The organism is Microvirga sp. GCM10011540, assembly GCF_042650665.1.
Classification (GTDB): Bacteria; Pseudomonadota; Alphaproteobacteria; order Rhizobiales; family Beijerinckiaceae; genus Microvirga; species Microvirga lenta.
Genome location: NZ_JBHSBQ010000139.1, coordinates 20,854 through 46,076, shown reverse-complemented (window position 1 = coordinate 46,076; position 25,223 = coordinate 20,854). Strand labels below are relative to the sequence as shown.

The window sequence follows — 25,223 nt, the reverse complement described above, 5'->3', positions numbered from 1 at the left end:
TCAACGGCCTGTTAACCCTCTTAATGTCGCATGGCAGGACGAAAACCCTGTCCTGTCCATGAGCGACCCATATGCAGCAGCCGATTCGATTGGCGCGCAGCCTCTGCAGCGCCCTCATTCTTGGTCTGAGCCTCAATCTTGGTCTGGGTGCCGGCACTTCGCCCGCTCAGGCCCAGGGGACCTCCCAGGCCGACTTCCAAAGCTTCGTCCAGAGCCTCTGGCCGGCGGCCAAGGCGAGGGGGGTCTCGCGCGGAACCTTCGAGGAGGCGTTCCGCGGGGTCACTCCTGACCCGAAGATCATCGCCCTCACGAAGAAGCAGTCCGAATTCGTCCGGCCGATCTGGGATTACATCAACGGCGCCATCTCGGCCCAGAGGCTCGACCGGGGCCGGAAGATGGCGGCCGAATGGTCCAAGACCCTGGCGGCGGTGGAGCGCACCTACGGCGTTCCCCGCTCCATCGTGCTCGGGGTCTGGGGCATGGAGACGAATTTCGGCAGCTTCACCGGCTCGATCTATGCGGTCCGGGCGCTGGCGACCCTGGCCCATACGGGCTATCGGGGCGAATTCTTCCAGGAAGAGCTGCTGACGGCGCTGCAGATCCTGGAGCAGGAGCATGTGAGCCGCGACAAGATGCTCGGGTCCTGGGCCGGCGCCATGGGGCACACGCAGTTCATGCCGTCGAGCTACATGAAGCACGCGGTCGACGGCAACCGGGACGGGGTGCGCGACATCTGGACCTCGGTGCCGGACGCGCTGGCCTCGACGGCCAATTACCTGCGCCAGCACGGCTGGCAGCCCGGGCTTCCCTGGGGCTTCGAGGTCAAGATCCCGCAAGGGTTCGACTTCCGCAACCTGCGGCAGGGCTTCGCCAGCTGGCAGGGCCTGGGGCTGCGCCGCATGGACGGCAAACCCATGCCCCGCTCGGGAGAGGCGACCCTGTACCTGCCGGGCGGCGCCGGCGGACCGGCCTTCCTGGTCACGGACAACTACAACGTGATCAAGGCCTACAACTCGTCGGACGCCTATGCCATGGGCGTGGCCTATCTCGGCGACCGCCTCATGGGCGGGAGGCCGATTCAGGGTTCCTGGCCCAAGAACGAGCCCATGCTGGACAAGGACCAGCGGCAGGAGCTGCAGAAGCGGCTGGCGGGGCTCGGGTTCTACGACGGCGAGGCGGACGGGAAGTTCGGCTCCAAGACCCGCGAGGCGGTGAGGAACTTCCAGCTCAGGCGCGGCTTGATCCCGGACGGCTATGCCGATTTTGCGGTGCTGCGAGAATTGCGTTCAGCCCGCTGACTAAATTCCGGCACAACTCTATTGTAGGGCCAGTCGGGACGAAGTGGAGTTTCCCATGCGCTTGACGCTGATCCTACGCTCGCTCTTGTTGGCCTTGCTGTTCGTGGCAGGCGGCGGCGCCCCCGTGCTGGCGCAGCCGGGCTACTATCAGCAGCGGCCGCAATATGGCTATTCGCAGCCGCAGGGGTATCGCAATCCCCAGGCCTATCCGCCTGGCTACTATCCCGGAAAGCTGGTCCAGCCGGCGCAGCCGCAGCAGGGCTTCAGCATCCGCCGGTTCTTCGGCGCGCCGGAGGAGCCGCCGCCGCCGTCCCGCAAGCCGGTCGCCAAGCCGCGCAAGCGGGCTCCGCCGCCGGTGGCCACGGCCAAGCAGGAAAAGCCCAAGACGAACCCGACCGTCCACGTGGTCGTGTTCGGGGACGTGCTGGCCGACTTCGCCGGCCAGGGCCTCGACGACATGTTCTCCGATGATCCGGACGTCGCGGTCGTCCGCAAGGTCAAGGCGGAGGGCGGCCTTGCCCGGGGCGAGGCCGACGACTGGCCGGCCTTCATCAGGGAAACCCTCGACGGAGGCCAGAAGGCGACCGTGGCCGTGGTGATGTTCGGGGCCAACGACCGGCAGGCCATCAGGAACGGGGAGCAGAACCTCGAACTTCTCTCCGAACGGTGGAAGGACGCCTACCGGCAGCGGGTCGACGGCGTCCTGCGCACGCTCCAGGAGCGCGCCGTTCCCGTGGTCTGGATCGGCCTTCCGCCCATGAAGAACAGCAAGCTCACGGAAGACCTGCTCGCCATGAACGAGATCTACCGGGAGAGCGTGCAGCGCCACGGATCCGCCTATGTGGACGTCTGGCCCGGATTCGTGGACGAGGACAACCGCTACACCGCGACGGGACCGGACGTGGATGGGGAGCCTGCGAGGCTGCGGACGAACGACGGCGTCCTGTTCACCAAGGCGGGCGCCCGCAAGCTCGCCCATTTCGCCGGGACGGACATCAAGCGCATCATCGCGAACGGCCCGCCCGCCGTAGCAGCCCAGCCTCCGCCGGCGAACGGCGCCGTCGATCAGGCATCCATCGAGGCCGCGCTTCCGGCGCCGCCCGACCCGGCGACTCCGGCCTCGTTGCCGTCGAAGCCGCTGGTCGGGCCCGTGCTTCCGCTGACCCGGCCCGAGGTCGCGCCCGGAGGCGCGCTCGTATCCGGTACGCCGAAGCTGAGCGGCGACCATGCCTATCCGGTGCAGCGCGCCTACCGGGCCGGAATCGCGCCGAGCGCGAGGCCGGGACGGGCGGACGACTTCCGCTGGCCGGCGTCCCAGTCCCAGTAGGGCAGGGCGGCGCCGGTCAGACCGGCAGCGTGCTCGAGCCCATCAGGTAGGTGTCGATGGACCGGGCCGCCTGCCGGCCTTCGCGGATGGCCCAGACCACGAGGGACTGGCCGCGACGCATGTCGCCCGCCGCGAAGACCTTCTCGCTCGAAGCCCGGTAGTCCCTGTCGTTGGCGACCACGTTGCCGCGCCGGTCCATGGCGACGCCCGACTGCTCGAGCAGCCCTTCCTTCACCGAACCGGCGAACCCGATGGCGAGGAAGACGAGATCGGCCTTGAGCATGAATTCGGTGCCGGGGATGGGCTGGCGCCTCTCGTCGACCCGGGCGCATTGCACGCCCACGACGCGGCCCTTCTTGCCCTCGATGCCCAGGGTCGCGGCCTGGAACTCGCGCTCCGCACCCTCGGCCTGGCTCGACGACGTGCGCATCTTGGTCGGCCAGTACGGCCACACGGTGAGCTTGTCCTCCTGCTCCGGCGGCTTGGGCCGGATGTCGAGCTGGGTGACCGAGAGGGCGCCCTGGCGGAAGGCGGTGCCGACGCAGTCCGATGCGGTGTCGCCGCCGCCGATCACGACCACATGCTTGCCCCCGGCCAGGATCGGCTCGTCCGTCACCTCTTCGCTGCCGACGCGCTTGTTGGACTGGGTCAGATAGGGCATCGCGTAATGCACGCCGGCCAGATCCTGGCCCGGCAGGTTCGGATTGCGCGGGTCCTCCGCGCCGCCGGCGAAGAGCACGGCGTCGAACTCGTTGTGCAGGGACGCGAAGGACTTGGTCACGCCCACGTTGACCCCGCAATGGAAGGTGACGCCCTCGGCCTCCATCTGCTTCACGCGGCGGTCGATGTGGTACTTCTCCATCTTGAAGTCCGGGATGCCGTAGCGCAGCAGCCCGCCGGGCTTGGCCTGGCGCTCGAACACGTGCACCTCGTGGCCTACGCGGGCGAGCTGCTGGGCCGCCGCCATGCCGGCGGGGCCCGCCCCGATGATGGCGACGCGCTTGCCCGTGGTCACCGAGGCCGGTTCCGGCTTGACGAAGCCCATCTCCCAGGCCTTGTCGGCAATCGCCTGCTCGATGGTCTTGATGGTGACCGGCTGGTTCTCGAGGTTGAGCGTGCACGCCTCCTCGCACGGAGCCGGGCAGATGCGGCCGGTGAATTCCGGGAAATTGTTGGTGGAGTGCAGGTTGCGCGCCGCCTCCTCCCAATCGCCCTGCCAGACCAGATCGTTCCAGTCCGGAATCTGGTTGTGCACCGGACAGCCGGTCGGCCCGTGGCAGAAGGGGATGCCGCAATCCATGCAGCGCCCCGCCTGCTTCTTCAGGTCGTTGTCGTCGAGCGGCAGCGTGAACTCGCGGAAGTGGCGAACGCGTTCGCCCGCGAGCTGATACTTCTGCTCCTGGCGGTCGTATTCGAGAAAGCCTGTGACCTTGCCCATGGATCTGCCCCTTTGTCCTTACTCTGCCGCCTGCAGGGTTCTCAGGCGGTCCATTTCCTGGAGCGCCCGGCGATATTCGACCGGCATGACCTTCACGAACTTCGTCCTGTAGGCCGCCCAGTTGTCGAGGATCTCCTTGGCGCGCGTGGAACCCGTATAAGTGTGGTGGTTGGTGATGAGCTGCATCAGGCGCTCTTCATCGGGACCGGACATGTTGGCCAGGATGTCGATGCGGCCCTTGGTCTCCAAATCGCCGCCATGGTGGTGGAGGCGGCGCATCAGGTCCTCCTCCTCCTCGACGGGCTCCAGATCGACCATGGACAGGTTGCAGCGCTTGGCGAAGGTGCCGTCCTCGTCGAGCACGTAGGCGATGCCGCCCGACATGCCGGCCGCGAAGTTGCGGCCGGTCTGGCCGAGCACGACCACGAGGCCGCCGGTCATGTATTCGCAGCCGTGGTCGCCCGTGCCCTCGACGACCGCGATGGCGCCGGAATTGCGTACGGCGAAGCGCTCGCCCGCGACGCCGCGGAAATAGGCCTCGCCCGCGATGGCGCCGTACATCACCGTGTTGCCGACGACGATGGAATGCTCCGGAACGGCCCGGGAATCCGCCGACGGCCTGATGATGAGCTTGCCGCCCGACAGGCCCTTGCCGACATAGTCGTTGGCCTCGCCCTCGAGGGTGAGCGTCACGCCCGCGGCGAGCCATGCGCCGAAGCTCTGGCCGGCGGTGCCCTTCAGGTTCACCGTGATGGTGTCGTCGGGCAGGCCCTCGTGGCCGTAGCGCTTGGCGACCTCGCCGGAGAGCATCGCGCCCACCGTGCGGTCGGCGCTGCGCACCCCGGCCTCGATCGTGACCGGCTCGCCCTGCTCCAGGGCTGGTCCGGCCTGGGCGATCAGGGTGTGGTCGAGCACGTCCGCGATGGGATGGACCTGGCGCTCCACGTGGCGGACCGGCACGTCCGGACCGACCTCCGGCTTGTGGAACAGCTTGGTGAAGTCGAGTCCCTTGGCCTTCCAGTGGTCGATGGCCTCGTTCTTGTCGAGGAGCTGGGACTGGCCGATCATCTCGTCGATGGTCCGGAAGCCCATCAGGGCCATCATCTCGCGCACTTCCTCGGCGACGAAGAAGAAGTAGTTGATGACGTGCTCAGGGAGTCCCTTGAAGCGCTTGCGCAGCACCGGGTCCTGGGTCGCGACGCCGACCGGGCAGGTGTTCAGGTGGCACTTGCGCATCATGATGCAGCCGGCCGCGATCAGCGGAGCGGTTGAGAAGCCGAACTCGTCGGCGCCGAGCAGCGCCGCGATCACCACGTCGCGGCCGGTGCGCAGGCCACCGTCCGCCTGAAGAGCCACGCGGCCGCGCAGGCGGTTGAGCACCAGGGTCTGCTGGGTCTCGGCGAGGCCGAGCTCCCAGGGCGAGCCCGCATGCTTGAGGGACGTGAGCGGCGAAGCGCCCGTGCCGCCCTCGAAGCCGGAGATCGTGATGTGGTCCGCCCGCGCCTTGGCGACGCCCGCCGCGACGGTGCCGACGCCGACCTCGGAGACGAGCTTCACCGACACGTCGGCCGCCGGGTTCACGTTCTTGAGGTCGAAGATGAGCTGGGCCAGATCCTCGATGGAGTAGATGTCGTGGTGCGGCGGCGGCGAGATCAGGCCGACGCCGGGAGTCGAGTGGCGCACGCGCGCGATCTTCGCATCGACCTTGTGACCGGGCAGCTGGCCGCCCTCGCCGGGCTTGGCGCCCTGCGCGACCTTGATCTGCATCATGTCCGCGTTGACGAGGTACTCCGTCGTCACGCCGAAGCGGCCGGAAGCGACCTGCTTGATGGCGGAACGCTTGGAACGTCCGTCGGGGAGCGGCCGGAACCGGTCCGGCTCCTCGCCGCCCTCGCCGGTGTTCGACTTGCCGCCGATGGCGTTCATGGCGAGCGCCAGGGTCTCGTGCGCCTCGCGGGAGATCGAGCCGAAGGACATGGCGCCGGTCGAGAACCGCTTCACGATCTCGTTCGCCGGCTCCACCTCGTCCAGGGCGACCGGCGCGCGGCCGGCTTCCTCGGCGAGTTTGATGCGGAACATGCCGCGGATGGTCTTGAGCTCGTTCTCCTGGTCGTTCACGAGCCGGGCATATTCGCGGTAGCGCTCCTGGGCGTTGAGGCGCACCGCGTGCTGCAGGGTTGCGACCGTGTCCGGGTTCCAGGCATGGGCCTCGCCGCGCAGGCGGTAGGCATATTCGCCGCCCACGTCGAGTGCGGTGCGATAGACCGGCGCATCGCCGAAGGCGTCCCGGTGGCGGCGCACGGTCTCCTCGGCGACCTCGTCCATGCCGATGCCCTCGATGATCGTGGCGGTGCCGAAGAAGTCCCGGTTCACGAAGTCGGAGCGCAGGCCCACGGCGTCGAAGATCTGCGCGCCGCAATAGGATTGGTAGGTCGAGATGCCCATCTTCGACATGACCTTGAGCAGGCCCTTGCCGATGGACTTGATGTAGCGCTTGATCGCCTCGCCCTCGTCGACCTCGCCGGGCAGTTCGCCCGCCTCGTGCATGGCCGCGATGGTCTCGAAGGCGAGGTAGGGGTTGATCGCTTCCGCGCCGTAGCCGGCAAGGCACGCGAAATGGTGGATCTCACGCGGCTCGCCGGATTCCACCACGAGGCCGACCGAGGTGCGCAGCCCCTTGCGGATCAGGTAGTTGTGCACCGCCGCGGTGGCGAGCAGCGCCGGGATCGGGATGCGGTCCGGGCCGACCATGCGGTCGGACAGGATGATGATGTTGTAGCCGCCATGGACCGCCGCCTCGGCGCGGTCGCACAGGCGGTCGAGGGCGCCGTCGAGCGCCGCGGCGCCCAGCTCCGACGCATAGGTGATGTCGAGCGTCTTGGTGTCGAACCGGTCCTCGAAATGACCGATGCAGCGGATCTTCTCCAGGTCCTCGTTGGTGAGGATCGGCTGGCGCACCTCCAGGCGCTTGCGGCGCGAGGTGCCCTCCAAGTCGAGGATGTTCGGGCGCGGGCCGATGAACGACACCAGGCTCATGACGAGCTCCTCGCGGATCGGGTCGATCGGCGGGTTCGTCACCTGGGCGAAGTTCTGCTTGAAGTAGGTGTAGAGCAGCTTCGACTTGTCGGAGAGGGCCGAGATGGGGGTGTCGGAGCCCATGGAGCCGACCGCCTCCTGGCCCGTCACCGCCATGGGCTGCATGAGGAGCTTGAGGTCCTCGGCCGTGTAGCCGAAGGCCTGCTGGCGGTCGAGCAGGGACACATCGGTGCGGGACTCGCGCGCCTGGACGGGCTTGAGGTCCTCGAGCACGATCTGGGTGCGCTTGAGCCACTCCTTATAGGGGTGGGCCTGGGACAGCTGCTGCTTGATCTCGTCGTCGGAGACGATGCGGCCTTCCTCGAGGTCGATGAGGAGCATCTTGCCCGGCTGCAGGCGCCACTTCTCGACGATCCTCTCCTCCGGGATCGGCAGCACGCCCATCTCGGAGGCGAGCACCACGAGGCCGTCGTCGGTCACGAGGTAGCGGGCCGGGCGAAGGCCATTGCGGTCGAGGGTCGCGCCGATCTGCTTGCCGTCGGTGAAGCACACGGCCGCGGGGCCGTCCCACGGCTCCATGAGGGCGGCGTGATACTCGTAGAAGGCGCGCCGGTCCTCGTCCATGAGCGGGTTGCCCGCCCAGGCCTCGGGGATCAGCATCATCATGGCGTGCGAGAGCGTGTAGCCGCCGCGCACGAGGAATTCGAGGGCGTTGTCGAAGCAGGCGGTGTCGGACTGGCCTTCGTAGGAGATCGGCCAGATCTTCGAGATGTCGTTGCCGAAGAGCTCCGAATCCACGGAGGCCTGTCGCGCCGCCATCCAGTTCACGTTGCCGCGCAGCGTGTTGATCTCGCCGTTATGGGCGACCATGCGGTAGGGATGCGCGAGCTGCCAGGTCGGGAAGGTGTTGGTGGCGAAGCGCTGGTGAACGAGGGCGATGGCGCTCTCGAAGCGCGGGTCCTGGAGATCCTTGTAGTAGCCGCCGAGCTGGCCCACGAGGACCATGCCCTTGTAGACGACGGTGCGCGAGGACAGGCAGACCGGGTAATAGCCGGCCGTGCGCGGGTCCTTCATGTCGTAGACCGCGTTGGAGATGACCTTGCGGGCGAGGAACAGGCGACGCTCGAACGTCTCCTGGTCGTCCATGCCCTTACCCTTGCCGACGAAGATCTGCCGGTGCTGGGGCTCCGAGGCCTTCACGCTCTCGCCGAGGTCGCTCGAATCCACCGGCACGTCGCGCCAGCCGAGAAGCTGCAGGCCCTCGTCCGCGATGGCCTTCGTGACGATCTCCTCGACGAGGGCGAAACCCTCGGGATCGCGCGGCATGAAGAGGTGGCCGACGCCGTACTCGCCCTCGTTGGGGAGCCAGATGCCGAGCTTGGCGCATTCGGCGGCGAAGAACTTGTGCGGGATCTGGACCAGGATGCCGCAGCCGTCGCCGGTCTTCGGATCGGCGCCGACCGCGCCGCGATGGTCCAGGTTCAGGAGGATCTGCAGGCCCTGCTCGACGATGGCGTGGGTCTTGCGGTTCTTCATGTCGGCGATGAAGCCGACGCCACAGGAATCCTTCTCATGGGACGGATCGTAGAGGCCCTGAGGCGCGGGAAGGGCCGGATCGCGCACGATCCTCACCGTATCCGCCTTGGCGGCCGTGCGGGTCGAGGCTTCGATTTCCAGGCTCTTTTTCGACACGTCGCTCATGCCAGATCCTCACATCCATTCGAACACGTCATCAGGGTTCATTGAGGCGGCTTTTGGGTCCGCCGGATGATCGGATCGTCCGGATGCCCACCGCTTCTTGGTTTTTGAGGCTCGGGTCCTGTCGGGAGCCCGCTCCTCGCGGGCATCCTCGGCTGAAGTTCAGCCGCGATAAGCCCGCTCCGCCCACGTTTTGCGGGCAGGTTTTTTGGTATCTCGTTTCGTTCGCGTCTGGCGAAGCATCAAGAAAACCTCGGGCCGGGGGTGCGGGCACCCCAAATGGGACAGCATCGCTGTCCTAATGCGGGCAAACTGCCAGAGAATAGCTCCCCACACAAGGGGGATTAGAAAGATTTTAGACAAAAGTTTCACGGCGGAGCGTCCGTCGGCAACAAAGCTATGTTTTGCCGCAGCGGAGACGAAAGTCTTCTCCGATAGGTCAATGACCTTGACATGAGCGCTCCGGTCGGGAGGCTGCACGCCAAGGAGATGATTCATGAATTTTGCGAGCGACAACATCGTGGGCGCCAGCGCCCCGGTCCTGCAGGCCATCGTCGATGCCAACAACGGCGCGCTGCCGGCCTACGGCAACGACGAGATCACGAAGCGCATCAAGGCGCGCTTCGCGGAGATCTTCGAGCACGAGGTGTCGGTCTTTCTGGTGACGACCGGAACGGCCGCCAATGCGCTCGCGCTCTCGTCGGCGGTTCCCCCGTGGGGTCTGTGCGTGTGCCACCAGGAGGCCCACGTGATCGACGACGAGTGCGGCGCGCCGGAATTCTTCATGCACGGGGCCAAGCTCGCGGGTCTTCCGGGCGTGGGAGGCAAGCTCGTCGCGCAGGACGTTTCCGCCTATCTCCGCAGCCTGCCCAAGGCGGTGAAGCAGATGCCGCCCAAGGCGCTCTCGATCTCGCAGGTCACCGAGTGCGGCACGGTCTACAGCCTGGACGAGATCGCCTCCTTGAGCGCGGTCTGCCGCGAGCACGTCCTGTCGCTGCACATGGACGGGGCCCGCTTCGTGAACGCGCTCGTGTCCCTGGGTTGCACGCCCGCCGAGATGACCTGGAAGCAGGGCGTCGACATTCTCTCCTTCGGGGCCACCAAGAACGGCTGCCTGATGGCCGAAGCCATCGTGGTGTTCAAGCCGGAGCTCGCCGAGGCGCTGGACTACCGGGCGAAGCGCGCCGGGCAGATCATCTCCAAGGGGCGTCTCATCGCGGCGCAGCTCGAAGGCTACTTCGCCAATGACCATTGGTACGACAATGCCCGCCACGCCAATCGCATGGCGAAGCTTCTCTCGGAGGGGCTGCTGGGGCTTCCGGGCGTGCGGATGGCATGGCCGACCCAGGCCAACGAGGTCTTCCCGATCGTCCCGAAGGCCGTGGACCAGGCCCTGAAGGCGGCCGGGCTCCAGTACCTCCACTGGACGGAGGCGAGCCTTCCCGAGGGTGAGGCCGTCGGGCCGGACGAAGCCCTGATTCGCCTCGTCGTCTCCTTCGCCACGAAGGAAGAGGAGATCCGGCAGGCCCTGGAAATCGCCCGTTCGGCGCTGTCCCGGCAGGCGGCAGAGTGAAATTAGCGGCGGCTTTGCCCTATCCGTGCCGCATTCTCCCCCGATCTATCCCTCGAGACCGTTGACCAAAGGGGTGTCCTCCAAGCCCCCGCGGGACTTCAAGGGACCAGGTTTCAAACAATAAGAAAGCGCCCCGGACGAACCGGAGCGCTCTTTTTTTGCTCTCGAAGACGGGTTACGCGGCCTTCTTGGCCTCGATCGTCCGAGCGCTGTCGGTGGAAATCGGGATCAGCTTCGGCTTCTTCGTCTCCGGGATCTCGCGCACGAGGTCCACGTGGAGAAGGCCGTTCTCGAGGCTCGCGCCGACCACCTGGACACCGTCGGCGAGCTGGAAGCGACGTTCGAAGGTGCGCGCCGCGATGCCCTGATACAGGACGTCGGACTTGCGCTCTTCGGCATTCTGCTTCTCGCCGCGGACGGAGAGGGTGTTTTCCTTCACCTCGATGGTGAGATCACGGTCGGTAAAGCCGGCGACGGCGACGGAGATGCGATAGGCATTCTCGCCGGTGCGCTCGATGTTGTAGGGCGGGTAGCTGGGGGCCGCATCGACGCCGACGAACTGGTCGAGCATCGAGAAAAGGCGGTCGAAACCGACCGTATTGCGGTACAGGGGAGCAAGATCGTACTGACGCATGGCATATCCTCCGAGTGAAGCAACATGCAGAAGGTCCACCTCGACAGGCTGGACCGTTGGGTTCGTACCGCCGTCATGGCCGGTACCAACTTGATGTGGGAACGGGCATTTTTACTGTCAAGGGACGCATGGCAACGGCCGTGAATGCCCTATAAAGGGCATGAAGTCCGTTCGATCGAGATCCAGTTCCGTGCAGCTCTACGAGACCGCCGACAACCCCATCCCCGCCGAACCGACGCTCAAGAGCGTGACGACGGAGGACGGCCTGACCCTGCGGGCGGCCTACTGGCTGCCCGACGGCGAGACGCCGAAGGGCACCGTCTGCATCCTCCAGGGCCGGGCGGAGTTCATCGAGAAATATTTCGAGGTGGTCGGGGAGCTGCTCGGGCGCGGTTTTGCCGTGGTGGCCTTCGACTGGCGGGGGCAGGGCCTCTCCGGCCGGCAGGTACGCAACGCGCGCAAAGGGCATGTCCGGCGCTTCTCCGATTACCGGCGCGACCTGGATGCCATCCGCGACCAGATCCTCGTTCCGCACCTGCCGGAGCCCCATTTCGGCCTGGCCCATTCCATGGGCGGGGCCATCGCCCTGAGCGCGGCTCATGAAGGCTGGCTCCCGTTCAGGCGCCTCGTCACCACCACGCCCATGATCGGCCTGTGCATCGTCAAGCACTCGCTCGCCATCGTCGGGACTGTGCGGATCCTGAAATATCTCGGCTTCGGCAAGTCCTTCGTGCCGGGCGGCGGCGAGACCTCGATTTCGACCCTGCCCTTCAAGGGCAACCGGCTGACGAGCGATCCGGTGCGCTACGCGCGCAACGCCCAGGTCGCCCACACCATCGGGGAAGGGGCCGTCGGGGCGCCGACGGTGTCCTGGCTCGATTCCGCCTTCCGCTTCATGAAGCGCTTCACCGATCCGCGCTATGCGCTGAGGATCCGCCTGCCGACCCTGGTCCTCGCCGCCGGGGCGGACCCGGTCTGCGCGACGCCGGTCACCGAGCGCTTCGCGGCGCGCCTGAAGGCTGGGCACGCCATCGTCATCCCGGGCGCCCGCCACGAGATCCTGATGGAGACGGATGCGATCCGCGAGCAGTTCTGGGCCGCCTTCGACGCCTTCGTCCCCGGCAGCCCCGACCGGAGCCCCCGGGAGGAGCCGGAGGCCGCGAAGCCGGAATCAGCGGCTGAGCAGCTCGACGGCGGCGGCGTGGACACGGCGGTCGCCCGCAGCGACGATGCGCCCGCCCTCAGCGGCTGAACCGCCGTCCCAGGCGGTGACGATGCCGCCCGCTCCCTCGATGATCGGGATCAGGGCCACGATGTCGTAGGGCTTGAGGCCCGATTCGACGACGAGGTCGATATGGCCTGCGGCCAGCATGCAGTAGGCATAGCAGTCGCAGCCGTAGCGGGCGAGGCGGGCGACGCTCTCCACCCGGTCGTAGGCCCGCAGGTCCTCGCCGGCGAAAAGCTTCGGGCTCGTGGTGGAAATGACCGCATCCCTGAGGGAGGCGCAGCGGCGCGTCATGAGCTTGCGCTCGCCGCCGGGCCCCCTGTAAGTGGCGCTGCCGCCATCCCCGAAGAAGCGCTCGCCGGTGAAGGGCTGGTGCATCATGCCGAAGACGGGCCGGCCGTTGCGGGTCAGGCCGATGAGGGTGCCCCAGGTGGGAAGTCCGGCGATGAAGGCCCGGGTCCCGTCGATGGGATCGAGCACCCAGACATATTCCGCATCGGTCCGCTCGGACCCGAATTCCTCGCCGACGATGCCGTGGGTCGGGAAGGTGCGCTTGATGAGCTGGCGCATGGTCGCCTCGCCCGCGCGGTCCGCTTCCGTCACCGGATCGAAGGCGCCGCCGCGGGACTTGTCCTCGGTGGCGATGCTGGTGCGGAAGAAGGGGAGAATCGCCTGGCCCGACAGGGTCGCGAGCTCGTTGACGAAATGCTTGAAGTCGATGAGCCCCATACCGTCTGATATCCTCTGTCATTCTTGCGGGCGGTCTTGGCGACCCGTTCCCGATCCGCTTTTATCAACCGCTCTTCGCGCGGCAAGCGATTCCAGCACAAGACGCCGCTTTCGCCTGATCGGACATCGCACGGCATGAATTCTTCCTCCAGCGTCGCCCCGGCCCGCTCCGAAACCGCTCTCCTGCTGATCCTGGCGCTCATCGCGATCTATGCCGTGAGCCAGTTCCTTCGGAACTCCATCGGCGTGATCGCGCACGATCTGGCCCGGCAGCTCGACCTTACGGCAACCCAGATCGGCCTTCTCTCCAGCACCTTCTTCTTCTCCTTCGCCGCCGCCCAGATCCCCGTGGGCATCGCCATCGACCGCTACGGGCCGAAGCGGACGATGCTGGCGACGGCGGTCCTGGCGGTGGCCGGAACCGCGCTCTTCGCCATGGCGCCCTCCGCCGCCACGCTGATCGCCTCCCGGGCCGTCATGGGGCTCGGCTGCTCCACTTTCTTCATGGCGCCGCTCGTGATCTACGCCCGCCGCTTTCCGCCGGAGCGTTTCGCCGGGCTGACGAGCCTGCAGATGGGCTTCGCCAATATCGGCACCCTGTCCGCCACGGCGCCGCTCGCCGCCTCGGCCGCGTTCTTCGGCTGGCGCGCCTCCTTCCTCGGGGTCGCCGTCCTGACGGCCCTCGTGGCCCTGGCCATCGTCTGGGCTGTGCCGAAGGACACGGTTGCGGGCCGCGGCGAGCAGGAGACCTGGGCCTCGACCTTCCGCGGCGTGGGCAAGGCCCTCAGGGTGCGCTCGTTCTGGCCGGTCTTCTTCGTGCACCTGACGGCCTATTCTTGCTTCGCGACCATGGTCGGCCTGTGGGGCGGCCCGTGGCTGACGGACGTGCACGGGGCCGATCTCACGGCCCGGGGCAACATCCTCCTCATCGGCGCGGCGGCGCAGATGATCGGCCTCCTTCTGTGGGGCGTCATGGACCGCTATTGGGGAAGCTACAAGCGGCCCGTGCTGTTCGGCGGCGGCGCCACGGTGCTCCTGCTGGCCATCGTGACCCTTTTCCCCCTCGACAGGACGTCGGCCACGGTCTGGTTCGGTCTCTTCGGCCTGTTCGTGGCCTTCACGCCGATCCTGACCGCGCACGGCAAGTCCCTGTTCCCGCCGGAACTGACGGGGCGGGGCATCACGCTCATGAATATCGGCTCGATCGGCGGAGCCTTCCTGTCCCAGAGCGTGACCGGCCTTCTCATGGATGCGGTCGGCCGGGCGGAGAACGGGGTCTATCTGCCGGAGGGGTATCGCGTAGTCTTTGCCTCTTTGGGAGGCTGGCTGCTTCTCAGCCTGCTCTTCTACAGGGGCGCCATCGATCCACATCCGAGCAGGCATGCAGCGTGAGCATGACAAAAAGCCGGATTTACTGTTGCAAATTGTGCGGCGCGGTGTAATTGTTGCAGTGCGATATGGCGATGGCGTCGCCGTATCGCTGCCCTTCTTGGGCGTTTCCTCCCTAAACTTTGGGCCGCTGGCAACAGCGGCCTTTTTTCTTATCTAGGGCGCGACGGAACGTTTCAAAGTTACTCGGCGGCGATCTGGCGGGGCATGAGATCGCCGGAGAGTTCCGCGATCACCTGGGCGAAGGTCTCGGTCATGTCCGCCGCGACCGTAGCGAAGCGCGGCTTCTTCTGCAGGGTGCGCTCGTCCATGTAGATGGCCCGATTGATCTCGATCTGCAGCGCGTGCCGCCCCAGGGCCGGCTCTCCGTAATGCTCGGTGATGAAGCCGCCCGCATAGGGCTTGTTGCGCACCACCGTATAGCCGCGGCCGCGCAGGGCCGCCTCCACCAGATCGATCAGGATAACGGCGCAGCTGGTGCCGTAGCGGTCGCCGAGGACGATGTCGGCCTTGGCGCCGTCCTCGCGGCTCACGCTGCTCGAGGGCATGGAATGGCAGTCGATCAGGATGGCGTGGCCGAAGCTCTGCGAGGTCCGGCGGATCATCTGGCGCAGCACGCGATGATAGGGCTTGTACAGCCATTCGATGCGGTGCAGGGCCTCCTCGACCGGGAGGCGTCCGCGGTAGATCTCCTGTCCGTCCGCCACGATGCGCGGGATCGTCCCCAGTCCGCCGGCCACCCGCATGGAGCGGGTATTGGCGAAGGGCGGCAGCCTTCCATCGAACATGCGGGAATCGAGTTCGTAGGGTTCGCGGTTCAGGTCGAGATAGGCCCGCGGGAAGCGCGCCGTCATGAGAGGGGTCCCGAGCTCCACCGTGGAGGCGAACAGCTCGTCCACGAAGGCATCCTCGGAGCGGCGCAGCGCCATGGCGTCGAGGCGCGATTCCGCCAGGAAGGAGGCCGGGTAGACCGCGCCCGCATGGGGCACGTTGAACACGAAGGGAGCCGTCTGCCCCGAAGGCTCGACGACGATGTAGGGGGGATCGAACTCGTCAGCGATAACTGGCCGCATCAAGCTTCAAATTCTGCCGGAGAGTGGAAAACAAGAGACCGGAGCAGTGTAAGGCAGCCCTTGCGTGTGTCCATGACTATATCGCCTATAATCTGCGTCCTTCTTTCACGGCTTATTTACCGTATGGGCGCATGAAGTCTCACAGACATCCGCCACGATTCGGGGTTGGCAACCGATGAAGATTCTTCTCGCCGAAGACGACAACGACATGCGGCGCTTTCTTGTGAAGGCGCTGCAGAACGCAGGCTACGACGTGGCCTCGTTCGATAACGGCCTCTCGGCCTACAACCGCCTGCGGGAGGAACCGTTCGAGCTCCTGCTGACGGACATCGTCATGCCGGAGATGGACGGCATCGAGCTGGCCCGTCGGGCCACCGAGCTCGATCCGGACATCAAGGTGATGTTCATCACCGGCTTTGCCGCGGTTGCGCTGAACCCGGATTCGCAGGCCCCTCGCGACGCGAAGGTCCTGTCGAAGCCGTTCCACCTGCGCGATCTCGTCAACGAGGTCGAGAAAATGATGGCAGCCTGAAAAAGGTTGTCATCACGGCTTGCGTCCTGGGGCACTTGCCGGTATATCGCCCTCCACACCGAAGCGAGACCTCAAAAATCATCGTTTCTAGGGCGCGTAGCTCAGCGGGAGAGCACTACGTTGACATCGTAGGGGTCGCTGGTTCGATCCCAGCCGCGCCCACCATTTGCTTTTTTCCGGCCTTCCCGAAGGGCCGCAGGAGACCGGATATGAAGATCCGTAACTCGTTGAAGTCGATCCGCGGCCGTCACCGCGACAACCAGCTGGTTCGTCGCAAGGGCCGGGTCTACATCATCAACAAGACCCAGAAGCGCTACAAGGCTCGTCAGGGCTAAGTCGCGCTGCGGCAATGCCGCACACACTTTTATGAATTGACGCCGCATGCCGGGATCCTAGAATCCCGGCATGCGCTTTTTTGCGAGCCTTCTGACCGTATCGCTGAGCTTCGCCGCCGCGCTCCCCCTGGGGGCGCAGGAAAACGCGCAGCCCAAGGATCCCGCACCGTCCGCCCGTCCCGCACCGCGCGCGTCGAATCTGGACGATTTGTTCGACCGCCTGTCCAAGGCCGAGTCGGAAACGGAAGCCGAGGGCGTCGTTAGGCTCATCGAGCGCCGGCTCTCCCGCTCCGGGTCGGACACGGCCGACCTCCTCCTGAGCCGGGCGACGGAGGCTTTCCAGAAAAAGGATTATCCGCTCGCCGTCGAGCTTCTCGACCGCATCCTTGCGCTCGAGCCCAATTGGGCCGAGGCGTGGTATCGGCGGGCGACGCTGTTCTACCAGCTCGACGACCCGGTCGGCGCCATGGCCGACCTGCACCGCGCCCTGACCCTCGAACCCCGCCATTTCAGCGCCTGGACGGGCCTGGGCCACATTCTCATGTCGTCCGAGGACAAGCCGCGCGCCCTCGAAGCCTTCCGCCGGGCGCTCGCGATCAATCCGCAGATCTCCAAGCTTCAGACCATCGTCACCCGTCTCGACACCGAGGTCGGCGGGCAGGATCTCTGACGGGCCAAGCTTCCATTGATGCAAGGAAGACCGTTCGGGCCGGCGGCGTCGCCACCAGCCCGACGGGATGTCGTCACGCCTGTGCGGCGTGTTCCTGGTTCACGAAGGCGATGCGCACCATGTTGGTGGCCCCCGGCGTGCCGAAGGGAACGCCCGCCACGATGATGATGCGGTCGCTGACCTGGGAATAACCCTCGCGCACGGCGAACTTGCAGGCGCGGAACGCCATGTCGTCGAGGTCGCTGGCGTCCTTCGTGCGAATCGGATGCACGCCCCAGACGAGGGCGAGGCGCCGCGCCGTGTCCATGCTCGGCGTCAAGGCGATCACGGTCGAGTTCGGCCGCTCGCGGGCGATGCGGAAGGCGGTCGAGCCGGAGAAGGTCCAGGCGGCGATGGCCTTCAGGTTGAGCGTGTCGGCGATCTGGTGCGCGCCGGCCGCGATGGCGTCCGAGCCGGTGGCCTCCGGTTCAGCGTTCAGGGTCCGCATGATCGACCAGTAGCTCTGATCCTGCTCCACCTCTTCCGCGATCCGGTTCATGGTCGAGACCGCCTCCACCGGGTACTGGCCCGAGGCGCTCTCGGCCGAGAGCATCACCGCGTCGGCGCCGTCATAGACGGCGGTCGCCACGTCGGAGACCTCGGCCCGGGTCGGCACCGGCGAGGTGATCATGGATTCCAGCATCTGGGTCGCGACCACCACCGGCTTGCCGAGGCGGCGCGCCGCGCGGATGATGCGCTTCTGGATGCCCGGCACCTTTTCCAGCGGCATCTCCACGCCGAGGTCGCCGCGGGCGACCATGACCGCGTCCGAGATTTCCATGATCTCGTCGAGGCGGGTGATGGCCTGGGGCTTTTCCAGCTTCGCCATCACGAGGGCGCGGCCGCGCGCCACCTTCTTCACCTCGGCCACGTCCTCCGGACGCTGCACGAAGGAAAGGGCGATCCAGTCGACGCCGGCATCGAGCGCGGCTTCCAGGTCGGAGCGGTCCTTGTCGGTCATGGCCGCGACCGGGATCACGGTGTCCGGCAGGCTTACGCCCTTGCGGTTGGAGATCTTGCCCGCGACCTCGACCTCCGTGGTGGCCGAGCCCTTCTTCACGCTCTTGACGCGCAGCCGCAGCTTGCCGTCGTCGATGAGGACCGTATGGCCCGGCTCCAGGGAGGAGAGGATTTCCGGATGGGGCAGGTGGACGCGGTCGGTGCCGCCGGAAGCCTGATCCGCATCGAGGGTGAAGCTCTGCCCCTTCACCAGCATGGCGCTGTCGCCTTCGAACATGCCGACGCGCAGCTTCGGGCCCTGGAGATCCGCCAGGATGGCGATGGGGCGCTTGAACTTGGCCTCGACGGCGCGGATCATGTCGACGCGCTCCTTCAGCCGCTCCCGCGACAGGTGGCTCATGTTCAGCCGGAAGACGTCCGCGCCCGCCTGGAACAGCTTGGCGATCATCTCCGGATTTTCGGAGGCCGGACCTAAGGTTGCGAGGATCTTCGTGCGCCGTGCGCGTCTCATGGTGTCATTGCCCCCCTGGGCGGTTCGAATCGGTCAGCTGGATCGTCCAGCTCTTCTGTTCGCCTGTATCGACTTCGAAGAAGCCGCTGCGGTCGAAGCCGCGGGCCAGGCAATCCTCGGTCCCGCGAATCGTGAATTCGCGCTCGCGGGTGCACATGAAGGAGCGTCCGCTCCATTCTCCGCCCCGGTCGTAGTCGATCGCGTAGATATAATAGAAGCGACCCACGAGCTGGCCGGTGAGAAGCGTCTCGCAGCCGCGGGCGTTCAGGTTCCACCAGCCTTCCGTGACCCAGCCCTGCCCATCGCGGTAGCCGAGGGCGATGCCCACCCGGCTCGGGGTCATGTTGCACAGGCGCAGGTCCGCCCATGCGGGCGACGAGGACAGAAATCCTGCGCCGAGGACGGCGATTGCGAGCCCAAGGCTTCGCCGCCGGCTGGGAGCGGATAGGAAAGATACGGCCTTCATGGATGTTGGTTCGGGTCGATTCGGTATGAACGAGATCGCACAATGCTTCGAGAAGTATGTCGAATCGTTGTCGGCCAGAAGCGCCGCCGCATCAAGCCCCGGCTGCGGGATTGATGCGAATTTAGCCTGCTAAGGTTGCGTTTCCGTGGCGCGAAAAGACCTGTCGCGGGCGCTTTCCTGTCTGTTCAGGTAGGAAAACAAGGCTCGGGGTCCGCTATCCGATCGGCGCTTCCGGCTTGGGCCTCGCCGCCCAGATGCCGATCAGGATCAGCGCGCCGCCGAGGCTCTGGACGAGCGTGAGGGCCTCGTTGAGAATCAGCCAGCCGAACACGGCCGCGGCCACCGCTTCGAGAAAGATCACCAGGGACGAGAACACCGCGGGCAGGCGCCCGAGGGCAATCGCGAGGAGGCCTTGCCCGCCCGCCTGGCTGATGAAGGCCATGGCGGCCAGCGCCATGGCGCCCTCCCAGGTATGGGGCACCACCCGGCTGTCGAAGAGCACCGCGATGACGAGCAGCACGGCGCTGGTGACCACCCCGGCCTCGAACGTCACCTGGGCGGCGCCGGCCGTCTTCCGCGCCTCGCCCACGGTGAGGAAGTAAAGGCCGAAGAAGAAGGCGGTGACGACCCCGAAGAGGTCGCCCTGGATGCGGGCGGGATCGACCTGCAGGCTCTGCCCGATCAGGGCCGCGCCGCCGAGGAGGCAGAACAGCAGGCCGACGACGGTGCCCCGCGACACCCGCTGCTTCAGAACGAGCCAGGTGATCAGGATGACGAAGAGCGGTGCCATGGTCGCGAAGAAGGTGGCGTTGGCGACCGTCGTGCTGAGGATCGACAGGTGCCAGAAGAAGAGGTCTCCCGCGAAGGCGAGGCCCGCCAGGATGGAGGCCTTCCCGAAGGAGGAGCGGGGCGCGCCGGCCGGGGCCCTCGCAATCTCGACCCGCATCCAGGCATAGAGGATCGGCAGGGACAGGGCGACGCGCCAGAACGCGCTGGCGAAGGAGCCCACATCGGCGGCCGCGAAGCGCACGAAGATGGGCGAAATGCCCATGGCGACCGCTCCCAGGCAGAGCGCCGCGAAGGCCGAAGCGAAGCCCGTCTCCAGGCGCGCCGTTGTCGAAGGGGAGGACATGGATGTTGTACAATGTTGCGCGAATGGTCGCGTTGTCTTGCTTACGGGGCCAGTTTAAGGCTTTTCTTCAACTCTCCAACCATTCTCTTCCCAGCCCATGTCTCCTTCCGCCGCGCTGAAGCTCGCCGATCCCGCCCTTGAGCCCTGTCCCGTCGAAACCATCGACGGAGCCGTCGATTCCGGGGTGTTGATCCTGTGCGATCACGCCTCGAACGCGGTGCCGCCGGATCTCGGCGACCTCGGCCTGCCCGCGGCGGAATTCGAGCGTCACATCGCCTACGACATCGGCGCCGCGGCGGTCACGCGGTCGCTCGCCCGCCGCCTCGGAGCGCCGGCGATCCTGACCCGGTTCTCCCGGCTGATCATCGATCCGAACCGGGGCCGGGACGACCCGACCCTGGTGATGCGCCTCTCGGACGGCGCCGTGGTGCCGGGCAACGCCCATGTGGACGAGGCCGAGGTCGCCCGGCGCATCGAGCGTTTCTACGACCCCTACGACGCCGCCATCGCGGCCGCGATCGGGCGGGCCATGGCAGCCGGGCACCCGCCCGTCATCGTGACCGTCCACAGCTTCACCCCGATCTGGCGCGGCTGGCCGCGCCCGTGGCATGTGGGCATCCTGTGGGATGCGGACGCTCGCTTCGCGAAGCCGCTCCTCGAAGGGCTGCAGGCGGAGGAAGGACTCGTCGTCGGCGACAACGAACCCTATGATGGGGCGCTGGCCGGCGACACCATCGACCGCCACGCGACCGAGCGGGGGCTCGCCAACGCCCTGATCGAGATCCGGCAGGACCTGATCGCCTCGGACGAGGGCGCCGAGGAATGGGCGGAGCGCTTCGCCCGTCTCCTGAAGCCTCTCGCCGCCCGGGAGGGCCTCCGCACGCCCCAGGTCCACGCCTCGCGCACCCGCGACCGGCTGCGCCGCCACTGAGGAAGAAGGCCATGAACGATTTCGACGCCGCGACCCGGACCGAGCTGGAGGCCGCCGCCTTCCGCAGGCTCCTCGAACATCTGCGCCAGCGCACCGACGTGCAGAATATCGACCTGATGAACATGGCGGGCTTCTGCCGCAACTGCCTGTCGAACTGGCTCAAGGATGCCGCCGACGAGCGCGGCCTCGCGCTCTCGAAGGACGAGAGCCGGACATATGTCTACGGCATGCCCTACGAGGAGTGGAAGGCGCGCCACCAGCGCGAGGCCACCGCGTCGCAGCTCGAGAGCTTTGAGGAATCGAAGCCGTCGCATTAAAGCGGCCTCAACCAAATGGACGTAACCCTGGCTCCAATGCCACCAATCAAAGGCTAGTTTCATGGACGACGCAGCATTTCAAACCGAATCGGTCGCGGCCGACCAGCTCAAGGCCTTCATCGAGCGCATCGAGCGCCTGGAGGAGGAGAAGGCGGGAATCGCAGGCGACATCAAGGACGTCTACGCCGAGGCCAAGGGCAACGGCTTCGACACCAAGGTGCTCCGCAAGATCATCGCCCTGCGCAAGCGCGACTACGCCGAGCGCCAGGAGGAGGAGGCCATCCTCGAACTCTACATGCAGGCCCTGGGAATGGTCGGCTGATCCTTCGACGCCGCGCCGGAACCGCTCCGGCGCGGCGCTTTTCCGGGCGATTCCGCCCGAAAACACGCCTCGCTCCGGCATGAGGCCCGATAGTCCGGCTAGGATAGCGCCCGATCGTCCGCGCCCGCCGATACCGTCTCCCAGATTCTGCAAGAACGCCCGCCGTCTCCGCCTGACGCGCCGAAGGCGAGTTCCGCCATGGGCCCCGCGCCGACCTTGGAACTCGGTACGGTGGAGGTCCGGCCTTGTCCCAGGATAACGACAGCCGCTGTTTACCGCTGCGTGATGAGGCTCTAGGCTCCCGGCAAAGCAATTTGGAGAGTGGAGTTGTCGCGGCTGGTTGTGGTTTCTAATCGGGTAGCCGTTCCGGATCCTACGGGAAAAGGGGCTGCCGGTGGTTTGGCTGTTGCGTTGCGTGAGGCCTTCGAGGCCTATCGGGGCATCTGGTTCGGATGGAGCGGGAAGGTGGCGGCTCAGCCGTCCACCCAGCCGAAGATCGTGAACAGGGAGCGCGTGCAGTATGCGCTCATGGACCTGACGTCCCTCGACCGTCAGGAATACTACAACGGGTTCGCCAACCGGGCCCTCTGGCCCATCATGCATTACCGGATCGGCCTGTCGGAGTTCTCGCGGGCGGATTACGCGGGCTACCTGCGGGTCAACCGCAGTTTCGCCAATGCCCTCGCCCAGATGGTGCAGCCCGACGATCTCGTGTGGGTGCACGATTACCACCTCATTCCCCTGGCGGCGGAGCTGCGGGCCTTAGGGATCACCAACCGGATCGGGTATTTCCACCACATCCCCTGGCCCGCTCCCGAGGTGCTGGGCACCTTGCCGGGCAGCCGTGAACTCCTGCGGGCGATCACCGACTACAACCTCATCGGCGTGCAGACGGAGCGGGATGCCGACAATCTCAGGCGCTGCCTCGTGCAGGAACTCGGCGCCGTCCACCGCAAGGGCGACGTGGTGGAGCTCGGCAACCACCAGACCCGGGTGAAGGGTTTCCCCATCGGCATCGACGTCCGCGGATTCGAGCAGGCCGCCTTGCGCTCCAGCTCGCACCGGCTCGTGCGCCAGACGACGGCGGGGCTGGGCTCCCGCCGCCTCATCATCGGCGTGGACCGTCTGGACTACTCGAAGGGCATTCCCGAGCGCATGGAATCGTTCGAGCGCTTCCTCGTAGGCAATCCTGACCAGCGCGGGCAGGTCACCTATCTCCAGATCACTCCCACGAGCCGCAGCGAGGTGCCCGAATACGCCACCCTGAGCCGGGAGGTGAACGAAACCCTCGGACGGATCAACGGCTCCCTCGGCGAGCCCGGCTGGGTTCCGATCCACTACGTGAACAGCACCTATCCCCGGTCCGTCCTGGCCGGTCTCCACCGCCTGTCGCGGGTCGGCCTCGTCACGCCCATGCGCGACGGGATGAACCTCGTGGCCAAGGAATATGTCGCGGCCCAGAACCCGGACGATCCGGGCGTCCTCGTCCTGTCAAAGTTCGCCGGCGCCGCCGAGCAGCTCACCGATGCCCTTCTCGTCAACCCGAACGACAAGTTCGAAGTAGCCGAGGCCATCCGCGACGCCCTCTATATGGGCCGCGACGAGCGCATCCAGCGGTGGACGCGGATGATGGGCACCATCCGGCAGACCGACGTGTCGTGGTGGGCCTCCACGTTCCTGAAGGACCTGGCGGGCGGAAAGAACGCGGGCCGCCCCCGCATCCAGGTCGGCGTCTGACGGAAGGGTCCTCGGACCTGTCGAACGGCAAAAAGGCGGGGTCGAAGCCCCGCCTTTTCTCATCGCAGCACCCGGAGCGGCTTGACCGCAGGACCCGTGAAGCGGTTCGTCGCGAGGTCGCCCAAGGGCTTGTCGGAAAAGCCCATGCTCAGGCTCGGCTGCGCCGAAAGCAGGGCGCTCAAGGCCGTCACCGGCGGGTTCTTCGCCGCCTGGGGAGGCTTCTCCGCCGCCGCGGGCTGAGATTTCGGCTTTTCCGCCTTGGGCGGATTGCGGCCCGTCGATCCCGTGGTCACGGGGATGTCGACCGGGGCCGCCGCCGCGACCACGACCGGCTGCAGCTCCGGCCGCGGCGGAGGCAGCGGGTGGGGCGCCGGCGAGAGGCTCGCCACGTCGGTCGAGCCGCGCAGCTCCGGAATGCCGGGAATGGGGTTCGTCTCCGCGAGGATGCTCGGGCGGGCCGGCGGGAGGGGCGCATAGGCTAGCGCCGCCGTCTCCGCGACCACGTCCGCATCGGGCCGCGGCGGCGGCATCGGAGCGAACGCCACCTCCTTGCCGATGCCGAACTCCGACCGGGTCGGCATCTGGCCCGCCGGTCCCTGCTGCCAGTTGAGCGTCGGGCCGGTGGGGGTCTGGACCGTGCTCGGCAGGCCGGCGATCCGGGTCGGCGGAAGCGGGGGAGGGGAGAGGTCCTCACGCAGGGCCGGGGCAATGGAGGCGGGCACCGGCGGTGCGGGCTGCGGAATCGGCTCCGGCCGCGGCTGCACGACGGCGACCTGGCGCGCCACGGGCTGCGCCGGGACCTGGCCCGGGGCGGCCGTGCGCATGGCGGCATAGACCGAGGCGTTGGAGTCGCTCGCGTAGTAGTCGTTGGGCGCGCTCGGAGCGCGGCCGGCTGCGACGAGGCGCTGGCCGGGACGGGAGGCGACGCGGATCTCCTCCTCGTCCTCGTCCTCGTCGCTGCCTCCGAACAGGGTGGCCCACAGGCTCTTGCGGCGGCTCGGAGCGGCAGCGGCATCGTCCTCGCCATAGGCCACCGCCGTGTAGCCCGCCACGGTGCCGCCTTTGGCCAGGACCTCGGCCCGCGCCTCCTCGTACCGGGGGAGCGGACTGCCGTCGGCCGGAATGTGCACGGTCTTGCCGTCGGGGAAGATCCGGGCGAGCTGGTCGCGGGTCATGCGCGGCCAGGCGCGCACGCTGCCCACGTCGAGATGGACGAAGGGCGTGTAGGCGTTGGGATAATAGCCGACGCCGCCGTTCTGCAGGCGCATGCCGATGGCGCGCAGGCGCGCGGCCGGCACGTCGGGCAGATAGAAATCGAGCGCCTTGCCGAGCATGTGCTGGCTGTTCTTGGCCACCGCCCGCGAGCGGCGGCGGAGCATGGAATTGGTGTGGGGCGAGCGATAGGCCGAGTTCACGTGCACGGGCGCGCTCGATCCGACCTCGCGATAGACCTCCCACACCGTGTCGAAGAGGCGGGGATCCATGCGGGTCGCTTCGCCGCGCCGCCAGTCGCGCAGGAACCAGTTGAGCTGCTGCAGCGCCCCGGAATCGTACTGCCCGTTGCGCCGGAAGGTGACCGTGAGGCTCTCCTTCGTGTTGTTGTGGTAGAAGGTGAGGGTGCGCGTGTCGCCATTGGCGACGGCATCCTGCGTGCCGCGGGTTCCTCCGGCCATCACCGCCAGAAAAACCGCCAGGCCGAGGCCCGTGCGGCGAACGATGTTCGACGCGACCGCTGGGCGGTCCGAACGCAATACTCTCACTGTGATACTCGTCTCTAGCGTGCCGCCGACGTGAAAGCGGCATCCCGTATAGTGAAGGGATCTTTGCCGAAGACGGTTACTTCCGGGTTAA

General features: G+C 66.9%; 21 protein-coding genes and 1 tRNA gene. 13 read left to right on the top strand and 9 right to left on the bottom strand.

The window, feature by feature from the left end:
• Positions 1 to 71 precede the first annotated feature (71 nt).
• Positions 72 to 1,298 (top strand): lytic murein transglycosylase, encoded by a 1,227-nt coding sequence (locus ACFOYU_RS22140; protein ID WP_377035254.1) that lies wholly within the window; start codon positions 72 to 74, stop codon positions 1,296 to 1,298.
• 55 nt (positions 1,299 to 1,353) lie between these two features.
• Positions 1,354 to 2,625, top strand: coding sequence for a DUF459 domain-containing protein (locus ACFOYU_RS22135; RefSeq protein ID WP_377035253.1), 1,272 nt, complete (start codon positions 1,354 to 1,356; stop codon positions 2,623 to 2,625).
• A gap of 16 nt (positions 2,626 to 2,641) precedes the next feature.
• On the opposite strand, the gene ACFOYU_RS22130 is transcribed toward ACFOYU_RS22135, so the two are convergent.
• On the bottom strand, positions 2,642 to 4,063 hold the full coding sequence (locus tag ACFOYU_RS22130; protein ID WP_377035252.1) for a glutamate synthase subunit beta: 1,422 nt from the start codon (positions 4,061 to 4,063) through the stop codon (positions 2,642 to 2,644).
• Positions 4,064 to 4,081: 18 nt separating this feature from the next.
• Complete coding sequence (gene gltB, locus ACFOYU_RS22125; protein WP_377035251.1) at positions 4,082 to 8,800, bottom strand: glutamate synthase large subunit; 4,719 nt, start codon at positions 8,798 to 8,800, stop codon at positions 4,082 to 4,084.
• 493 nt (positions 8,801 to 9,293) lie between these two features.
• Between gltB and ACFOYU_RS22120 the strand changes: the two genes are divergently transcribed.
• Entirely contained in the window at positions 9,294 to 10,370 is a 1,077-nt protein-coding gene (locus ACFOYU_RS22120; RefSeq protein ID WP_377035250.1) for a threonine aldolase family protein, read from the top strand.
• 175 nt (positions 10,371 to 10,545) lie between these two features.
• Here the strand turns inward: ACFOYU_RS22120 and ACFOYU_RS22115 are convergent, their stop codons facing one another.
• The gene (locus ACFOYU_RS22115; protein WP_226742304.1) at positions 10,546 to 11,004 is read right to left on the bottom strand and encodes an Hsp20 family protein; all 459 of its coding nucleotides are present in this window, start codon (positions 11,002 to 11,004) and stop codon (positions 10,546 to 10,548) included.
• 160 nt (positions 11,005 to 11,164) lie between these two features.
• Between ACFOYU_RS22115 and ACFOYU_RS22110 the strand changes: the two genes are divergently transcribed.
• Positions 11,165 to 12,256 (top strand): alpha/beta fold hydrolase, encoded by a 1,092-nt coding sequence (locus ACFOYU_RS22110; protein ID WP_377035249.1) that lies wholly within the window; start codon positions 11,165 to 11,167, stop codon positions 12,254 to 12,256.
• Here the strand turns inward: ACFOYU_RS22110 and hisN are convergent.
• Positions 12,176 to 12,958 (bottom strand): histidinol-phosphatase, encoded by a 783-nt coding sequence (hisN, locus tag ACFOYU_RS22105; protein ID WP_226742302.1) that lies wholly within the window; start codon positions 12,956 to 12,958, stop codon positions 12,176 to 12,178. The genes ACFOYU_RS22110 and hisN overlap by 81 nt on opposite strands.
• Before the next feature lie 135 nt (positions 12,959 to 13,093).
• Here hisN and ACFOYU_RS22100 point away from each other — a divergent pair, with 135 nt between their 5' ends.
• Positions 13,094 to 14,350 (top strand): MFS transporter, encoded by a 1,257-nt coding sequence (locus tag ACFOYU_RS22100; RefSeq protein ID WP_377035248.1) that lies wholly within the window; start codon positions 13,094 to 13,096, stop codon positions 14,348 to 14,350.
• A gap of 179 nt (positions 14,351 to 14,529) precedes the next feature.
• On the opposite strand, the gene ACFOYU_RS22095 is transcribed toward ACFOYU_RS22100, so the two are convergent.
• The gene (locus tag ACFOYU_RS22095; protein WP_377035294.1) at positions 14,530 to 15,420 is read right to left on the bottom strand and encodes an N-formylglutamate amidohydrolase; all 891 of its coding nucleotides are present in this window, start codon (positions 15,418 to 15,420) and stop codon (positions 14,530 to 14,532) included.
• A 175-nt stretch (positions 15,421 to 15,595) separates the two neighbouring features.
• Between ACFOYU_RS22095 and cpdR the strand changes: the two genes are divergently transcribed.
• From cpdR to ACFOYU_RS22075, 4 genes are all read left to right on the top strand, one after another.
• Positions 15,596 to 15,952, top strand: a complete 357-nt coding sequence (cpdR, locus tag ACFOYU_RS22090) for a cell cycle two-component system response regulator CpdR (protein ID WP_114771384.1) — start codon at positions 15,596 to 15,598, stop codon at positions 15,950 to 15,952.
• A 90-nt stretch (positions 15,953 to 16,042) separates the two neighbouring features.
• Positions 16,043 to 16,117, top strand: a tRNA-Val gene (locus ACFOYU_RS22085).
• Between the two features lie 44 nt (positions 16,118 to 16,161).
• The gene (ykgO, locus tag ACFOYU_RS22080) at positions 16,162 to 16,287 is read left to right on the top strand and encodes a type B 50S ribosomal protein L36 (protein WP_009763379.1); all 126 of its coding nucleotides are present in this window, start codon (positions 16,162 to 16,164) and stop codon (positions 16,285 to 16,287) included.
• A 70-nt stretch (positions 16,288 to 16,357) separates the two neighbouring features.
• Positions 16,358 to 16,957, top strand: coding sequence for a tetratricopeptide repeat protein (locus ACFOYU_RS22075; RefSeq protein WP_377035247.1), 600 nt, complete (start codon positions 16,358 to 16,360; stop codon positions 16,955 to 16,957).
• Positions 16,958 to 17,030: 73 nt separating this feature from the next.
• On the opposite strand, the gene pyk is transcribed toward ACFOYU_RS22075, so the two are convergent.
• The 3 genes from pyk to ACFOYU_RS22060 form a co-directional block, all read right to left on the bottom strand.
• Positions 17,031 to 18,467 carry a pyruvate kinase gene (gene pyk, locus ACFOYU_RS22070; protein WP_226742299.1) on the bottom strand — a complete coding sequence of 479 codons (1,437 nt, stop codon included), beginning with the start codon at positions 18,465 to 18,467 and terminating at the stop codon, positions 17,031 to 17,033.
• Between the two features lie 4 nt (positions 18,468 to 18,471).
• Entirely contained in the window at positions 18,472 to 18,933 is a 462-nt protein-coding gene (locus tag ACFOYU_RS22065) for a DUF1036 domain-containing protein (protein WP_377035246.1), read from the bottom strand.
• A gap of 214 nt (positions 18,934 to 19,147) precedes the next feature.
• On the bottom strand, positions 19,148 to 20,065 hold the full coding sequence (locus ACFOYU_RS22060; RefSeq protein ID WP_377035245.1) for a DMT family transporter: 918 nt from the start codon (positions 20,063 to 20,065) through the stop codon (positions 19,148 to 19,150).
• Positions 20,066 to 20,162: 97 nt separating this feature from the next.
• Here ACFOYU_RS22060 and ACFOYU_RS22055 point away from each other — a divergent pair, with 97 nt between their 5' ends.
• The 4 genes from ACFOYU_RS22055 to otsA all read left to right on the top strand — a co-directional run bounded on the left by ACFOYU_RS22055 (position 20,163) and on the right by otsA (position 23,372).
• Positions 20,163 to 20,996: an N-formylglutamate amidohydrolase gene (locus ACFOYU_RS22055; RefSeq protein ID WP_226742296.1), complete on the top strand. Its 834-nt coding sequence runs from the start codon at positions 20,163 to 20,165 to the stop codon at positions 20,994 to 20,996.
• A gap of 11 nt (positions 20,997 to 21,007) precedes the next feature.
• A complete protein-coding gene (locus tag ACFOYU_RS22050; RefSeq protein ID WP_226742295.1) occupies positions 21,008 to 21,313 on the top strand; it encodes a DUF1244 domain-containing protein in 306 nt (101 codons plus the stop codon).
• A 61-nt stretch (positions 21,314 to 21,374) separates the two neighbouring features.
• Complete coding sequence (locus ACFOYU_RS22045) at positions 21,375 to 21,635, top strand: DUF2312 domain-containing protein (RefSeq protein WP_114184860.1); 261 nt, start codon at positions 21,375 to 21,377, stop codon at positions 21,633 to 21,635.
• A gap of 327 nt (positions 21,636 to 21,962) precedes the next feature.
• Complete coding sequence (gene otsA, locus ACFOYU_RS22040; protein ID WP_377035244.1) at positions 21,963 to 23,372, top strand: alpha,alpha-trehalose-phosphate synthase (UDP-forming); 1,410 nt, start codon at positions 21,963 to 21,965, stop codon at positions 23,370 to 23,372.
• 59 nt (positions 23,373 to 23,431) lie between these two features.
• On the opposite strand, the gene ACFOYU_RS22035 is transcribed toward otsA, so the two are convergent.
• Positions 23,432 to 25,132 carry a DUF882 domain-containing protein gene (locus tag ACFOYU_RS22035; RefSeq protein WP_377035243.1) on the bottom strand — a complete coding sequence of 567 codons (1,701 nt, stop codon included), beginning with the start codon at positions 25,130 to 25,132 and terminating at the stop codon, positions 23,432 to 23,434.
• Positions 25,133 to 25,223 lie beyond the last annotated feature (91 nt).

Coding starts and splice junctions, on each gene's coding strand:
- ACFOYU_RS22140 (WP_377035254.1), top strand. CDS start 72: ATGCAGCAGCCGATTCGATTGGCGCGCAGCCTCTGCAGCGCCCTCATT.
- ACFOYU_RS22135 (WP_377035253.1), top strand. CDS start 1,354: ATGCGCTTGACGCTGATCCTACGCTCGCTCTTGTTGGCCTTGCTGTTC.
- ACFOYU_RS22130 (WP_377035252.1), bottom strand. CDS start 4,063: ATGGGCAAGGTCACAGGCTTTCTCGAATACGACCGCCAGGAGCAGAAG.
- gltB (WP_377035251.1), bottom strand. CDS start 8,800: ATGAGCGACGTGTCGAAAAAGAGCCTGGAAATCGAAGCCTCGACCCGC.
- ACFOYU_RS22120 (WP_377035250.1), top strand. CDS start 9,294: ATGAATTTTGCGAGCGACAACATCGTGGGCGCCAGCGCCCCGGTCCTG.
- ACFOYU_RS22115 (WP_226742304.1), bottom strand. CDS start 11,004: ATGCGTCAGTACGATCTTGCTCCCCTGTACCGCAATACGGTCGGTTTC.
- ACFOYU_RS22110 (WP_377035249.1), top strand. CDS start 11,165: ATGAAGTCCGTTCGATCGAGATCCAGTTCCGTGCAGCTCTACGAGACC.
- hisN (WP_226742302.1), bottom strand. CDS start 12,958: ATGGGGCTCATCGACTTCAAGCATTTCGTCAACGAGCTCGCGACCCTG.
- ACFOYU_RS22100 (WP_377035248.1), top strand. CDS start 13,094: ATGAATTCTTCCTCCAGCGTCGCCCCGGCCCGCTCCGAAACCGCTCTC.
- ACFOYU_RS22095 (WP_377035294.1), bottom strand. CDS start 15,420: ATGCGGCCAGTTATCGCTGACGAGTTCGATCCCCCCTACATCGTCGTC.
- cpdR (WP_114771384.1), top strand. CDS start 15,596: ATGAAGATTCTTCTCGCCGAAGACGACAACGACATGCGGCGCTTTCTT.
- ykgO (WP_009763379.1), top strand. CDS start 16,162: ATGAAGATCCGTAACTCGTTGAAGTCGATCCGCGGCCGTCACCGCGAC.
- ACFOYU_RS22075 (WP_377035247.1), top strand. CDS start 16,358: ATGCGCTTTTTTGCGAGCCTTCTGACCGTATCGCTGAGCTTCGCCGCC.
- pyk (WP_226742299.1), bottom strand. CDS start 18,467: ATGAGACGCGCACGGCGCACGAAGATCCTCGCAACCTTAGGTCCGGCC.
- ACFOYU_RS22065 (WP_377035246.1), bottom strand. CDS start 18,933: ATGAAGGCCGTATCTTTCCTATCCGCTCCCAGCCGGCGGCGAAGCCTT.
- ACFOYU_RS22060 (WP_377035245.1), bottom strand. CDS start 20,065: ATGTCCTCCCCTTCGACAACGGCGCGCCTGGAGACGGGCTTCGCTTCG.
- ACFOYU_RS22055 (WP_226742296.1), top strand. CDS start 20,163: ATGTCTCCTTCCGCCGCGCTGAAGCTCGCCGATCCCGCCCTTGAGCCC.
- ACFOYU_RS22050 (WP_226742295.1), top strand. CDS start 21,008: ATGAACGATTTCGACGCCGCGACCCGGACCGAGCTGGAGGCCGCCGCC.
- ACFOYU_RS22045 (WP_114184860.1), top strand. CDS start 21,375: ATGGACGACGCAGCATTTCAAACCGAATCGGTCGCGGCCGACCAGCTC.